This window comes from Streptomyces sp. NPDC107581, from assembly GCF_055657175.1.
The window spans coordinates 103356-117060 of the sequence record NZ_JBVKBH010000008.1; the positions used below are offsets into that span (position 1 = coordinate 103356).

Here is a 13705-nt window from a genome sequence, read left to right on the forward strand (position 1 = left end):
CGGGGAGATGGCCATGGTGATGACGAGGGAGGGCAGCGGCCGTGCGGGTCGTGGGGGCCGTGCGGGCGGCGACGCGGAGCCGGCCGCAGGCGGGACGCACCCCGAGGGATCCGCACCGGAGAAGCTGCAGGTCCGGGCCCTGCAGGCGATGTGCCGGCAGGTCTTCGGCTTCCGGCTGGCGATGATCGTCCTGGCGGCCCCCGCGGCGCTCCTCAACGCGGCCCCCGGCCTGGGCGTCCGCCTGGTCGGCGCGGCCGTGGTCGTCACCTTCATGGTGTCCTACGTCCTCTTCCGCGACTGGGAACGCTTCGGACCCCTCCTCCTGCGCCACCCCAGCCTCCTCGCCGCCGACACCCTCTTCGGCTCCTTCCTGCTGATCTCGGCGGGCCCGGACACCACCCTCGCCTACGTCAGCGTCTGCACACCGCTGCTGGCCGGCCTGGTCTACAGCTGGCGGGGCGCCGCCTGCTTCGCGTCCCTCCAGTCCCTGATCCTGCTCCTCGTCCACGCCACCCTGAAGCCGGACGGCCAGGCGGGCGTGGCCGAGTCGCTCCTCCTGCCCGGCCTGTGCGTCATCGCCGGGGCGATGGGCTCCACCCTGCGCAACCTGATGCTCCGCTTCGGCGCGGCCACCCAGGCCCTCACGGCGGTCCAGGCCCGCCTGGCGGCGACGGAGGCGGTGCACGCCGAACGGGCCCGCCTCGCACGCGAGATGCACGACTCGGTGGCCAAGACCCTCTACGGCGTGGCCCTGGCGGCCGACGGTCTGGCCGCGACGGCAGCGGCCGGCGCGCCCGACCCGGACCGCATCCGGCGCCAGGCGGACCTGGTGTCCCGCTCGGCCCGCAGGGCGGCGGCGGAGTCCCGGGAACTGCTGGAGGACCTGCGCCGGGACGAGACGACCGCATCGGCGAAGCCGACGGACATCTGGACGGAACTGACGGCACGCGCGGCCGACTTCACGACCCGCACGGGACTGCGGGCGGTATGCCGGCGGACGGGCCCCGCACCCCTTCCGCCCGTTCCCGCACCCCTCGCCCGCGACCTGCTGGCCATCGCCACGGAGGCGCTGGAGAACGCCCACCGCCATGCGGCCGCGACCCGGGTGGAGCTGACCGCGGGAGTGGACGGTGACGTGCTCCGCCTGACGATCCGCGACGACGGCCGGGGCCTGCCCCCGGGCACGACCCTCGAACACCTGCGGCACTCCGGCCACTTCGGCCTGCTGGGCATGGTCGAACGGGCGGCCCAGGCGGGGGCCCGCCTCAGGGCGGGGCCGGACGAGAACGAAAGAGGCACGCGGGTGGTCGTGGATCTGCCGCTGAGCGCCCTGACAACCGACCCACCGTCCCAGGAAGCCTGAGAGGAGGCACCCGATGCAGCACCTGAACCCCGGCCGGGGCTTTCCCCCGCCCACCGCCACGGCACCCCTGCGCCTCGTGGTGGCCGACGACAATCCCGTGATCCGGGCGGGCCTCACCGCCCTTCTCTCCGACCGCGAGGACACCACGGTGGTGGCGGAGGCGGCGGACGGCCGCGAGGCGTACGAGGCGGCGCTGCGGCACCGGCCCGACGTCATCCTCCTCGACGTCAGGATGCCCGGCGTCGACGGAATCTCGGCGTTACCCCACCTGGTCCGGCTGGCCCCCGTCATGATGCTCACCTACAGCCATGAGACGGAGACGGTGCGGGAGGCGCTGCGGCTGGGGGCGGGGGGCTATCTGGTGCACGGGGAGTTCACCACGGAGCAGTTGGTGAGGGCGGTACGGGATGTGAGGGAGGGGCGGCCGCATGTGACTCCGGGGGCGGCGAAGGCGTTGCTGACCGGGCTTGGCGCGAGTGCATCTGCACACGCCGGACCGGAACTGGTCGCTCCCCTGGGCAAAATTCAGCCCCAAAACCTTTCGCAACTGCAATCTGGTGTGGGACAGTCATTTCGGTCGCGGTTCCAACTGAGCAGCAGGGAGGCGGAGATCATGGACCTCATCGCGTCCGGCATGACCAACCAGCAGATCGCCGCCACCTGCTTCATCAGCGAGAAGACCGTCAAGAACCACATCAACCGCATCTTCGCCAAGCTCCACAGCACAAACCGGTCACAGGCGGCGGCGAAGTGGCTGGGGGTGGCCTGAGATGCCCGCACGGGTCAGGGGATGGGCCCGGGAATGGGTCCTGGGGCCCTCTGGGGGGCAGGCTGTCCCGGCATACGTTTCCGACTTCGGAAGCGCATCTGGAGGGGAGCACTATGAGCGACCTGATGCTGAAGTTCTTGGTTGCGATGCAGCGACGCACCAACGACAAGGGGCAGACTGCCGTCGAGTACCTGGGGATCATCGCGGTGGTAGTGGCGATTGTGCTGGCGATCACGGGTACCAACATCGGTCAGACGATCCTCAACAAGATCCAGGAGAAGATCAACGAAATCACCTGATGCGGTGGCACAGGTGTAACGATGCAGGGCAGGCCTTCCCCATCTACATCACGGTGGTGGCGGGTCTGCTCTTTCTTGCGTTCGCCTACCTCGCTGTCGGTCAGGCTGCAGTCAATCGGAGCGGCGCCCAGACGGCGGCTGACGCTGCGGCGCTCGCAGCCGCGCAGAAGGCGCGTGACGAACTTGCAGGCAAGTGGTTGGAGAGCTTGCTCGACCCCGCCAAGTGGCAGGACATCTTCGATGGCAAGGGTGCCAGCAACGCCTGTTGGCGCGCGGAGCAGTTGGCTGCTCAGAACGACGCCCGATTGAACTCCTGTGTCCCTGAGCTACTGAAGTACTCGGTGGAAGTGCAGACCAACAAGTCCGTCGGCGACTCAGTCGTACCTGGTACGGAGAACATCAAGTCGACGCAGTCGGCGACTGCCGTGATCCAACCCCTCTGCGCTTTCCACCTACCGGGTGTGGATGCAGGGGGCGGCCCACTGCCGCGACTCACCTGCAGGGACAAGGACTGGAGCCCGGACCCCGCTGATCTCGCCGATCTTCCGGGTCCCGAAGACCTCTTCGATGTCCATCTGGCCGACTGATATGCGAACGACGAGGGATGAAGGAAGCAGAGCGATGAGTGTTCGGTTCACTGCGAGGGCCAGCAGGGGGGTGGTCGCATTGACCATCGCGACCGGTCTGGCCGTCGGTTTGGCGGGCTGCGGTAGCGGTGGTGGCGATGACAAGAAGCCGGAGAAATCCGCATCCGCTTCCAAGGAAAATGGGTCCAATCCGAGTACTCAAGAGGGGCAGTCGGAGCAGCCCATGGCCGAGCTCAAGGGAACAGGAGGGCTGCTGCTTCAGGTTACCTCTGCGCAAAGGGATTCTGGGGGGTTTGTCACTGTAAGCGGCAATCTGAAGAACGATGCCGCCAAATCAGTTGTTGTGCCGGCCCAGACGAGTGGTGACGAGACCGAGATCGTTAAGCATGGGTCTTCCTTCGGCGGAGCCACGCTCGTCGATCCAAAGGGCAAGAAGCGCTACTACGTGCTGCGTGATACCGAGGGACGCCCCCTCACCACCACCGGCATCGTCACAATTCAAGCGGGCCAGTCGCTTCCGGTCTTCATGCAGTTCCCCTCCCCACCCGCCAACACTCCAGAAGTAACCCTCCAACTGCCCACGTTCTCCAGCGCCACCATCAAAATCTCCGGGTGAGGCCAAAGTGACCACCACCCCCCGCCTCACCCTCACCCTCGGCGCCGCAGCCCTCCTCGCTGCCGCCAATCTCACCCTGGCCCACGCCGACGACACCGGCCCCAGCCAACCCCCGGGCACGGAACCCTCCGCCACCGCGCCGGTGAAGATCGACCCCACCGACCCGGACCTCAAACTGCCCGAGGGCGCCACGCTCGCGCAGCCCAAGGTGCTGGACATCAAGTCGGTCGTCGAAGACCAGAGCGGCGACGAACGCCGGGAGGACACCAACGCCGACGTCACCTTCGCACTGCAGGCCGAGGTCCTCTTCAGCAAGGACAGCGCCAAGCTGGGCGACGAGGCCAAGGCCCGAATCGAGACGATCGCCGAGGAGGTCAAGAAGCAGAACGCGACCCAGGTCCGCGTCTTCGGCTTCACCGACAACCTCGGCTCCTCCGCCCACGGCGACATCCTGTCCAGGCAGCGCGCCAACGCCGTCCAGGCGGTGCTGGACCAGGACCTGAACGACCCGAACATCACCTTCGACGTGCGCGGCTACGGCGAGCAGTACCCGATCGCCGACAACTCCACCGAGGAGGGCCGGAAGAAGAACCGCCGCGTGGAGGTCTCCTTCCCGCGCACCGAGCAGCAGTGAGCGGGCAGCAGGCGGCCGCCTACTCGCCCACCGCGTACTCGAACCGGATCCGATGGGTGCCGTCCGCGTCGATCACCAGGCCGCCGGCCCCTCGGATCCCGGCCAGCGCCCCCGTCCCGCTCCCCGGCACGATCACGAAGAAGTCCGCTTCGCGGCCTTCCCCCCCCGTGTCGTGGCGGAGTGGGCGAAGTTGAAGGAACCGCTCAGGTCGTGGAGGGTCCCCTCGAAGGACTCCATGGCCACATAGGTACCGGTCGCGGTGGACTGGTCGTACGCCGCCGTGAACAGCGTGGCCGACACCCCGCGGACCTCCCCCTCGTACCGCTTGCGCATCGTGGCCACCCCGACGGGCACCGCCGTCTCGACCGCCGGCTCCGGCACCTGCACGGGCGCCGGGGTGAACTCCTCAACCGTGAACGTTCCCGAGGCTCTCATGCCCGGATGCCAGGCCGCCCCACTGACAACGCCCCCGAACCGACGGCCGGCCACGGCGTCCCGAACGGCCGGTTGTCGCGCCCCGGCCACCGCGTTCCGACCGGCCGGTTGCCGCGCCCTGGCGACAGCTACGGCTACCGCGTCCGGCTACGGCTACCGCGTCCGGCGACCGCCATCGCGCCGTGGCGACCGCTACCGCGCCCCGGCGGCCGGTTCGATGCGGATCACCGCCCCCGCCGCCAGCCCCCACCCCGCCATCGCCCCGGCCTCCGCCTCCAGCACGTGCCGCGCCCGCAGCCTCGGTCTGCCGAGCCGGCCCGGTCGCATGGTGCGTACGGCGATGACGCGCATCCGCCGGTCGAGGTAAGCGACGTCGATCGCCATCCGCATCCGGAAGGTGTGCACCCCGCTCGCGGGTGAGAGCAGCATCGCCCCGTCGACCGAGTCACGGCCCAGCAGGCCCTTGGTCCGCGCGCGATAGGACGCCGCGATCTCCAGCGGAACGGCCGCCGGGGTCCCGCCGCCGTTCCCGTCGATCAGCAGGCTTCCCCGCCCGTCACGCCAACGCGCCATCCCGAGGCCACCTCCGCAGTGACCGTACCCATGAGGCTGCGGGGAACGCCTGTGAACAAGCAGTTCTCTTCGAAGGACCCCCGGCGGGGCCGAACGAGCCCAGGCGGGTCCGAAGGAGTTCAGGCGAGTCCCGAAAAGCCCAAAGGAGTTGTCCCGTCCAGGCGCGGGCTACTAGGAAGGCCCCATGACTGGACTAGGCGCGGTATTCCGGCCCCAGGTCCCGCCCGAGCGTCTGCGTGACGTGGCCTGTCTCGCGGACCAGGTGGGGCTGGAGGAGCTGTGGCTGTGGGAGGACTGTTTCCTGGCGGGCGGTGTGTCCACGGCCGCGGCCGCTCTGGCCTGGACCGAGCGGATGCGGGTCGGTATCGGGCTGTTGCCCGTGGCGCTGCGGAACGTCGCCGCCACCGCCATGGAGGCGGCCTCGCTGGAGCGCATGTTCCCCGGACGGGCCGTCCTGACCGTGGGGCACGGGGTGCAGGACTGGATGGGACAGGTCGGTGCCCGGGCGGCCTCGCCGCTCACCCTGCTGGGCGAGCAGCTCGACGCCCTGCGCGCGCTGTTGCGCGGGGAGCGGCTGAGCGTGCGCGGCCGCTACGTCCGGCTGGACGACGTCGGCCTCGACCGGCCCCCGCCGCGGCCGGTCGAGGTGTTCGCCGGCGCCACCGGGTCCCGTACGCTGCGCCTCGCCGGCGCCAGGGCCGACGGCACCCTGCTCACCGCCTCCACCTCGCCGGACGGCGTACGGCAGGCCCGGCTCCTCATCGACGAGGGGCGCCGGGAGGCGGGGCGCACCGAACCGCACAAGGTCGTCGTCTATCTCCTGACCGCCACCGGGGCCGGTGCCACGGACCGGGTGCGCGCCGAACTCGCCGCCGAGGGGCTGGAGTCGGCTCCGGAGGTCGGTGTCGCGGGCGACGCCGGTGCCGTGGCCGGGGCGGTGCGGAGGCTGGCCGAGGCGGGCGCCGACACCGTCGTCCTGCAGCCGACCGGGGACGAGCCCGACCCGGAGGGCTTCGTACGGTTCGTCGCGCAGGAGGTCCGGCCCCTGGTGCCGTAGCGGCAGGGGCGTTGTCAGTGGGCGCTGCCACACTCGCGAGCATGACGGACGAGTACAGCGATGTGAGTCTGCGGCCGGTCCGCGAGGAGGACCTCGAACACCTCCTCGCCTATGAGCACGACCCGGAAGCCGTCCGGCGGTCGAGGTTCACGCCCCGACCACGGGAGGCCTTCCTGCGGCACTGGCGGGAGCGGGTGCTCGGCGATCCCGACAGCCTCGTGCGGGCGGTCGCGGTCGACGGCGAGGTGGCCGGGAGCGTCCTCTCCTGGACGCAGGACGGGCGGCGGTTCGTCGGCTACTGGCTCGGGCGGCCGTACTGGGCGCGTGGCGTCGGCACCCGGGCCCTCGGCCTCTTCCTGGAGCTGGAGCGGGTGCGGCCCCTGTACGCCGACCCGTTCTCCGGGAACACGGCCTCCGTCCGTCTGCTGGAGAGACACGGCTTCGCACGCTCCGGCACGCTCCGGCACGGCGAGGACGAGCACATCCTGCTCGTCCTGACCCACCCCGACGCGCCCGGCCGGTGAGCCCTGTCGCCGGGTCCCGGGCCGGAGCGGGTGCCGGACGGTTCCGCCGCCCGTGAGGCCGGGTGCCGGACGGTTCCGCCGCCCGTGAGGCCCGGCGTCCGCCGGGCGCCGGGCCGGCGGATGTGCCCGGTCCGCCGGATGTGCCCGGTGCCCAGGGGGCGTCCGCGCCCGTCTCCCAGCCGGTGCCGGCCGACGGGGCCAGGGCGGCCCGGCATGTCCAGGGGCGGCCCGGAAACTGGCAGGACCCGCCGACGAGGCCCTGCCACCATGGCGTTCATGGCAGAGAACCGCTCTTTCGCAGACCTGGTGGCCGAGGGTGCCGCCGTGCCCACCGAGGGATGGGACTTCTCCTGGTTCGAGGGACGGGCCACCGAGGCCCGGCCCTCCTGGGGGTACGCCCGGTCGGCGGGGGAGCGGCTGGCCCGGGCCGAGGCCGCCCTGGACATCCAGACCGGGGGAGGGGAGGTGCTCGACTTCGCCCTCGGCCGTGCCGCACCGGCCCGCCCGCGGCTGATCGCGGCCACGGAGGGGTGGCCGCCGAACGTGGCCAGGGCCACCGCCCTGCTGCGGCCGCGCGGAGTGGTGGTCGTCGCCGCACCGGACGACGCGCCGCTGCCGTTCGCCGGCGGGGCCTTCGACCTGGTTCTCAGCCGGCATCCGGTGCGTCCCCGCTGGGAGGAGATCGCGCGGGTGCTGCGGCCCGGCGGCACCTACTTCGCCCAGCACGTCGGGCCCGCCAGTGTGTTCGAGCTGGTCGAGTACTTCCTCGGGCCCCAGCCGGACGCCGTGCGCGCCGGCCGCGATCCCGAGGGGGAGCGGGCCGCGGCACGGGCGGCGGGCCTGGAGGTCCGGGACCTGCGCGCGGAGCGGCTGCGGATGGAGTTCCACGACATCGCCGCCGTCGTCCACTTCCTGCGCAAGGTGGTCTGGATGGTCCCCGGCTTCACCGTCGAGGCGTACGAGACCCAACTGCGCGCCCTGCACGAGCGGATCGAGAAGGAGGGGCCGTTCGTCGCGCACAGCGCCCGGCATCTCTTCGACGTCCGGAAGCCGACCCCCTGACCGGCCCGGTGGACGCTCGCGGATCGGCACCGGCCGCACCCGGCATGTGCACAGGGTTTCCACATCGTTATCGGCTCCGGTTCACATCCGCCCCATGCGTCACGTAAGTTCAGACCAAGGTAATTCGCGCCAGCAAAGCTGTGCGGGTGGCACCGCGCGGTGGAGGGGGCTGCGCGGTGCCGCGATGCCGTGCGGGGCCGTACCGGAACCGTCAAGTCACCGTTCGCCGGCCGGGTAGCCCGTCGGAGGGACCCCCGGGCGACGCGCCGAGCGCTCCCCGGACGGCCCAAGCCCTCTCGATCTCTCCGAATACGGTCCGATTCCCTGAGAATCCGCTGTGAATCGGCCATGGAGCGCCCCCGAATCCAGCATTCCGCGCCCACCGGGGCGTCGCCGGGTGATTCCGGAGAGTAGTTGTGGCACGCCGATGCACGCACCATCCCTCACGAAGGGTTATGGTGGAAACCCCCCCTCGGGCCGGTCCGTCTCCCCCCCACGGACCGGCCCGTTTTTTTCATCGGGAACTTCCGGGAACTTCGCGGCAGGGGCGAGGCGCCCCCGGCTGAAGGGGAGCGGTGCCGTATCGGTGTGCGGCTCCGCCGCCCGGGCCCGACCGACCCCCATGTACCCGCACCGAGTCGGGCCGCGGCCGTCCGAACCCCCAAAACCCCGAGCCCCGGCCGAACCGGCGGCCGGGGTAGGCTCGGGCCCGCGGTGACCGTACCCGCGCTCAATCCCGGAGGGCTCTGTGAACCTGCGCGACAAGCTGCGCAGCCTGCTCGTCAGGCTCTACGCGCGCCGGGTGGAAGGCCACCTGGACCACGCTCAGGTGCCCAAGCACATCGGCGTCATCATGGACGGCAACCGCCGCTGGGCGAAGGCCGCCGGCTCCACCACGGTGCACGGCCACCGGGTCGGCGCCGAGAAGATCGAGGAGTTCCTCGGCTGGTGCAGTGAGACGGACGTCGAGGTCGTCACCCTCTGGCTGCTGTCCACGGACAACTTCGACCGCCCGCAGGAGGAGCTGGGCCCGCTCCTCGGCATCATCGAGGACGTCGTGCGCACCCTCGCCGCCGACGGCCGCTGGCGGGTGCACCACGTCGGCACCGTGGACCTGCTGCCGCCCGGGATGCAGCGCACCCTCAAGGAGGCCGCGGAGAGCACCGCCCACGTCGACGGAATAGTGGTCAACGTGGCCATCGGCTACGGCGGCCGCCAGGAGATCGCCGACGCCGTGCGCTCCATGCTGCTCGACGCCCAGGACAAGGGCGTGTCGATGGAGCGGCTCGCCGAGTCCGTCGACGTCGACATGATCGGCCGTCACCTCTACACCGGCGCCCAGCCCGACCCGGACCTGGTGATCCGCACCAGCGGCGAACAGCGGTTGTCCGGATTCATGCTGTGGCAGACGGCCCACTCCGAGTACTACTTCTGCGAGGTCTTCTGGCCGGCCTTCCGCAAGGTCGACTTCCTGCGTGCGCTGCGCGACTACGCCGCGCGCCACCGTCGTTACGGCGGCTGAGCCGCCCCGGGCGCCCCGCCCGTCACCACCGTGGCGAGGTGCTCCGTATACCCCTGTTGGGGCGGATGTAACAAGGTGTTCACCGGCGCGCTGTTGGCTGCTTCTGCATGGCGGCGCATGTTCGAGGGCATAAGCCAAACAGGTCGATGCCCGAACCCCGGGCGTCGCATCTCAGCGGGCGGCACGGGGCCGTCCGCCCGGGAGGCCCTTTGCACCAGCCCGACCGTGCTGTCACTGCACGGAAGCAGCCGCGGAGGTCCGGTGTCCGGCCCGCCGTATGCGGTGGCCCGGGACCGGTCGCACTGCTCCCACCCTCCCGGCCCGGCTTCCACTTCGTCGCTCCCCGACCTCATCCGAGGGGGTACGTCCTTCCGTGGTGACCAGCACAAAGCGCCACAAGCCAGACCGGCGCACCTATGTTCTCGACACCAGCGTCCTGCTGGCCGACCCGAACGCCCTGACCCGCTTCGACGAGCACGAGGTCGTGCTCCCCATCGTCGTGGTCACGGAACTGGAGGCCAAACGGCACCATCCCGAACTCGGGTACTTCGCCCGCCAGGCCCTGCGCCTGCTGGACGACTACCGGGTGAAGCATGGCCGCCTCGACGCCCCCATTCCGATCGGGGAGCTGGGCGGGACCGTCCGTGTCGAGCTCAACCACTCGGACCCCAGCGTGCTGCCCACCGGCTACCGCCTGGGGGACAACGACTCCCGCATCCTCGCGGTGGCCCGCAATCTGCAGGCCGAGGGGTTCGACGTCACCGTCGTCTCGAAGGACCTACCGCTCAGGATCAAGGCCTCCTCCGTCGGCCTGCAGGCCGAGGAGTACCGCGCCGAACTCGCCATCACGGAGAACTCCGGCTGGACCGGAATGTCGGAACTGACACTCTCCGGCGAGCAGGTGGACATCCTCTTCGAGGAAGGGCACGTGTACGTCCCGGAGGCCTCCGACCTCCCCGTGCACACCGGCCTGACCATCCAGTCCGAGCGCGGCAAGGCGCTCGGCCGCATCACCGCGGAGGGCAACGTCCGTCTGGTGCGCGGCGACCGGGAGGCGTTCGGCATCAAGGGCCGCAGCGCCGAGCAGCGCGTCGCGCTGGACCTGCTGCTCGACCCGGACGTCGGCATCGTCTCGATGGGCGGCCGGGCCGGCACCGGCAAGTCGGCGCTCGCGCTGTGCGCGGGTCTGGAGGCGGTCCTGGAGCGCCGCCAGCACCAGAAGGTGATGGTCTTCCGGCCGCTGTACGCGGTGGGCGGGCAGGAACTGGGCTATCTGCCGGGCAGTGAGGCGGAGAAGATGAGCCCCTGGGCGCAGGCGGTCTTCGACACGCTGTCCGCGGTCACCAGCCGGGAGGTCATCGAGGAGGTCACCGCGCGCGGGATGCTGGAGGTGCTGCCCCTCACGCACATCCGGGGCCGGTCCCTGCACGACGCGTTCGTGATCGTGGACGAGGCGCAGTCACTCGAACGGAATGTACTGCTGACCGTTCTGTCCCGGATCGGCGCCAACTCGCGGGTCGTTCTGACCCACGACGTGGCACAGCGGGACAATCTGCGCGTAGGCCGTTATGACGGTGTGGTCGCCGTCGTGGAGAAGCTGAAGGGACACCCGCTCTTCGCACATGTCACGCTGAACCGGTCCGAGAGGTCCCAGATCGCGGCCCTTGTGACCGAAATGCTCGAAGAAGGCCATATCTGAGCAAGCCCAGTTGGCGCCGTCCGGCAAAGGCCAAGAGCCTAGCCGGGCGGCGCCTTCGCGCGTGAGGGTTTCCTGAAATCCCCAGGGGCAAACGAGGTGTGAGCTTTCACACTCAACTCGGAATTGCCACTCGGCGTCGGGTTACGGCAGAGTCTCACTCCTGTCAGGCCCCGCATGCGACACACCTGTACCCCCAGCGGTACGGCACCACAGAAGCACCACCTCCAACTCCATAGAGTCGTCGTATGCCGCCCGAGCATCACGTGGCGCTCCCCTCGCGGGAGTTGCCCACCGGGCCCGCGCCTCCCGTGACCCCGCAGTTGGGAGGCCAGTGTCAGGGGCACGATTGCGTCCGCCAGGGTCACCGAAGCGGGCGATGCTGGAAGGAAACCGTGTGAGCCGGATTTCGGTCCGGGGATTCGCAGTGGCCTCGGCCACCGCGGTCACCGCCGTCGGAAGCGTTGTCGGCGTTGCCTCGGGCAGCACCGCGCAGCCCAACAACGACGCCGAGGCGACGGCAGCCGACACCACGCTCCTCGCGGACATACCCGCGGGTCAGCAGGCCCAGGTGCAGACCGCGTCCCTGACGCAGCAGGCCGACGCCCAGGCCATCGCCGCCGACACGAGCGCCAAGAAGGACGCCGAGGAAGCGGCCCGCAAGGCCGCCGCCGAGACCGCCGTGGCGAAGAAGGCTGCCGCGGAGAAGGCGGCCAAGGAGGCCAAGGCCGCTCGCGAAGAGGCGAAGCAGGCGACCACCCGCTCCACCCGTGACTCCTCCAGCTTCCCCGTCCAGGGCAGCTACAGCGTCGCGCAGATCCAGGCCATGGCCAGCCAGATGGTCGGCGCCGGCCAGTTCCAGTGCTTCAGCAACATCGTGGACCACGAGTCGAGCTGGAACTACCGGGCGGTCAACGCCTCCTCCGGTGCCTACGGCCTCTTCCAGGCTCTGCCCGGCTCCAAGATGTCCTCCGTGGGCGCCGACTGGCAGACCAACCCGGCCACCCAGATCAAGTGGGGCCTCAACTACATGAACAGCCGGTACGGCAGCCCGTGCCAGGCCTGGTCGTTCTGGCAGGCCAACCACTGGTACTAGGCCGCCCGTTCGCCGCTCAACCTTGCGCAGCCCCTCCCCGTCCTCAGGGGAGGGGCTTTCGCCCTGTACGGTCGTACCCGAACGACTCCAGGGGGAGTGGTGGCGAGCACCCGGGGACGCGGGGGAAGAGGACAGATCATGTCGCGAGTGCCAGGGTGGCTCGGCCGGCTCGGGGCCGGTCTCACCGAGGTGAGTGAGCGCCTGGACGAGCGCCGCGCGGAGGTGGAGAAGGAGCACATCGCGCCCGAGCCCGCCGACCCGGCCCCCGTCGCCGACGCGCCACCGCCACCGCCCGCGCCCCTGACCGCGCCGAAGGCCGGCCCCCGCCCCGACCCCGCCGAGGCGGTGCCCTGGGGCGTGCGGGTCGCGGCCGAGGCCGGCTGGCGGCTGCTGGTCCTGGCCGGCACCGTCTGGGTGCTGATGCGCGTCATCAGCGCCGTACAGCTGGTGGTCTTCGCCTTCGTCATCGCCCTGCTGATCACCGCGCTGCTGCAGCCGACGGTCGCCCGGCTCCGGCGCCACGGGGTGCCGCGCGGCCTGGCCACCGCGATGACCGCGATCCTCGGCTTCGTCGTCATGGGCCTGATGGGCTGGTTCGTGACCTGGCAGGTCATGGAGAACATCGACACGCTCTCCAGCCAGATCCAGAACGGCATCGACGATCTGCGCAACTGGCTGCTGAAGAGCCCCTTCCACGTCACCGACAAGCAGATCAACCAGATCGCCAAGAACCTGCGCGAGGCGATCGGAGCCAACGCCGACCAGATAACGTCCGCGGGCCTGGAGGGAGTCCAGGTCATCGTCGAGACCCTGACCGGCATCCTGCTGGTCTTCTTCTCGACGCTGTTCCTGCTCTACGACGGCGAGCGCATCTGGCAGTGGTTCCTGAAGCTGGTGCCCGCAGCGGCCCGCCCGGGCGTGGCCGGCGCGGGCCCGCGCGCCTGGCGCACCCTGACGGCGTACGTCCGCGGCACGGTGCTGGTCGCGCTGATCGACGCCATCTTCATCGGCATCGGCATCTACTTCCTGGACGTGCCGATGGCCGTCCCGCTGGCCGTCTTCATCTTCCTGTTCTCCTTCATCCCCCTGGTCGGTGCCGTCGCCTCCGGCGCGCTGGCCGTGATCGTTGCGCTGGTGACCCAGGGCGTCTTCACGGCCGTCATGACCCTCGTCGTGGTCCTCGCCGTCCAGCAGATAGAGGGCCACGTCCTGCAGCCCTTCATCCTGGGCCGCGCGGTCCGCGTCCACCCGCTCGCCGTGGTCCTCACGGTGGCGGCCGGCGCCATGGTGGCGGGCGTCGGCGGCGCGGTGGTCGCCGTACCGCTGGTGGCGGTGACCAACACGGTGGTGGGGTATCTGCGGCAGTACTCGCTGGAGCTCCAGAACCGGCAGGCCCCCGCGGTGCCCGAGCAGGCGTCCGGTGAGAAGAACGCGGAGGACCCCGCCCACCAGGGGTGAGCGGGGTCCGGGAA

16 protein-coding genes are annotated in these 13705 nt (G+C 70.5%); 13 read left to right on the top strand and 3 right to left on the bottom strand.

Going from position 1 to position 13705, the window contains the following annotated elements; all coding sequences use genetic code 11:
• Window positions 1-13 precede the first annotated feature (13 nt).
• The 6 genes from ACZ7P3_RS21815 (at window position 14) to ACZ7P3_RS21840 (ending at window position 4268) form a co-directional block, all read left to right on the top strand.
• On the top strand, window positions 14-1363 hold the full coding sequence (locus tag ACZ7P3_RS21815) for a sensor histidine kinase (protein ID WP_472084064.1): 1350 nt from the start codon (window positions 14-16) through the stop codon (window positions 1361-1363).
• Between the two features lie 13 nt (window positions 1364-1376).
• Window positions 1377-2132, top strand: coding sequence for a response regulator (locus ACZ7P3_RS21820; RefSeq protein ID WP_472084066.1), 756 nt, complete (start codon window positions 1377-1379; stop codon window positions 2130-2132).
• A 113-nt stretch (window positions 2133-2245) separates the two neighbouring features.
• On the top strand, window positions 2246-2431 hold the full coding sequence (locus ACZ7P3_RS21825) for a Flp family type IVb pilin (RefSeq protein ID WP_472084068.1): 186 nt from the start codon (window positions 2246-2248) through the stop codon (window positions 2429-2431).
• Window positions 2431-3018 carry a pilus assembly protein TadG-related protein gene (locus ACZ7P3_RS21830; protein WP_472084070.1) on the top strand — a complete coding sequence of 196 codons (588 nt, stop codon included), beginning with the start codon at window positions 2431-2433 and terminating at the stop codon, window positions 3016-3018. The genes ACZ7P3_RS21825 and ACZ7P3_RS21830 overlap by 1 nt, the downstream gene beginning before the upstream one ends.
• Window positions 3019-3052: 34 nt before the next feature.
• Window positions 3053-3634, top strand: a complete 582-nt coding sequence (locus ACZ7P3_RS21835; protein ID WP_472084072.1) for a hypothetical protein — start codon at window positions 3053-3055, stop codon at window positions 3632-3634.
• A gap of 7 nt (window positions 3635-3641) precedes the next feature.
• Window positions 3642-4268, top strand: coding sequence for an OmpA family protein (locus ACZ7P3_RS21840; RefSeq protein WP_472084074.1), 627 nt, complete (start codon window positions 3642-3644; stop codon window positions 4266-4268).
• Window positions 4269-4287: 19 nt separating this feature from the next.
• On the opposite strand, the gene ACZ7P3_RS21845 is transcribed toward ACZ7P3_RS21840, so the two are convergent.
• From ACZ7P3_RS21845 to ACZ7P3_RS21855, 3 genes are all read right to left on the bottom strand, one after another.
• Entirely contained in the window at window positions 4288-4404 is a 117-nt protein-coding gene (locus tag ACZ7P3_RS21845; RefSeq protein WP_472084076.1) for a DUF3224 domain-containing protein, read from the bottom strand.
• A complete protein-coding gene (locus tag ACZ7P3_RS21850) occupies window positions 4401-4703 on the bottom strand; it encodes a DUF3224 domain-containing protein (RefSeq protein WP_472084078.1) in 303 nt (100 codons plus the stop codon). Before ACZ7P3_RS21850 ends, ACZ7P3_RS21845 begins: the two co-directional genes overlap by 4 nt.
• Before the next feature lie 192 nt (window positions 4704-4895).
• A complete protein-coding gene (locus ACZ7P3_RS21855) occupies window positions 4896-5276 on the bottom strand; it encodes a DUF192 domain-containing protein (protein ID WP_472084080.1) in 381 nt (126 codons plus the stop codon).
• Between the two features lie 184 nt (window positions 5277-5460).
• Here ACZ7P3_RS21855 and ACZ7P3_RS21860 point away from each other — a divergent pair, with 184 nt between their 5' ends.
• From ACZ7P3_RS21860 to ACZ7P3_RS21890, 7 genes are all read left to right on the top strand, one after another.
• Window positions 5461-6333 (top strand): LLM class flavin-dependent oxidoreductase, encoded by an 873-nt coding sequence (locus ACZ7P3_RS21860; RefSeq protein WP_472084081.1) that lies wholly within the window; start codon window positions 5461-5463, stop codon window positions 6331-6333.
• A 41-nt stretch (window positions 6334-6374) separates the two neighbouring features.
• Window positions 6375-6857, top strand: coding sequence for a GNAT family N-acetyltransferase (locus ACZ7P3_RS21865; RefSeq protein ID WP_472084083.1), 483 nt, complete (start codon window positions 6375-6377; stop codon window positions 6855-6857).
• Between the two features lie 276 nt (window positions 6858-7133).
• Window positions 7134-7919 (top strand): methyltransferase domain-containing protein, encoded by a 786-nt coding sequence (locus ACZ7P3_RS21870; RefSeq protein ID WP_472084085.1) that lies wholly within the window; start codon window positions 7134-7136, stop codon window positions 7917-7919.
• Window positions 7920-8667: 748 nt separating this feature from the next.
• On the top strand, window positions 8668-9441 hold the full coding sequence (locus ACZ7P3_RS21875) for an isoprenyl transferase (protein ID WP_472084086.1): 774 nt from the start codon (window positions 8668-8670) through the stop codon (window positions 9439-9441).
• Window positions 9442-9814: 373 nt separating this feature from the next.
• Window positions 9815-11140: a PhoH family protein gene (locus ACZ7P3_RS21880; protein WP_472084088.1), complete on the top strand. Its 1326-nt coding sequence runs from the start codon at window positions 9815-9817 to the stop codon at window positions 11138-11140.
• A gap of 394 nt (window positions 11141-11534) precedes the next feature.
• Window positions 11535-12233: an aggregation-promoting factor C-terminal-like domain-containing protein gene (locus tag ACZ7P3_RS21885; RefSeq protein WP_472084090.1), complete on the top strand. Its 699-nt coding sequence runs from the start codon at window positions 11535-11537 to the stop codon at window positions 12231-12233.
• A gap of 138 nt (window positions 12234-12371) precedes the next feature.
• The gene (locus tag ACZ7P3_RS21890; protein ID WP_472084092.1) at window positions 12372-13691 is read left to right on the top strand and encodes an AI-2E family transporter; all 1320 of its coding nucleotides are present in this window, start codon (window positions 12372-12374) and stop codon (window positions 13689-13691) included.
• Window positions 13692-13705 lie beyond the last annotated feature (14 nt).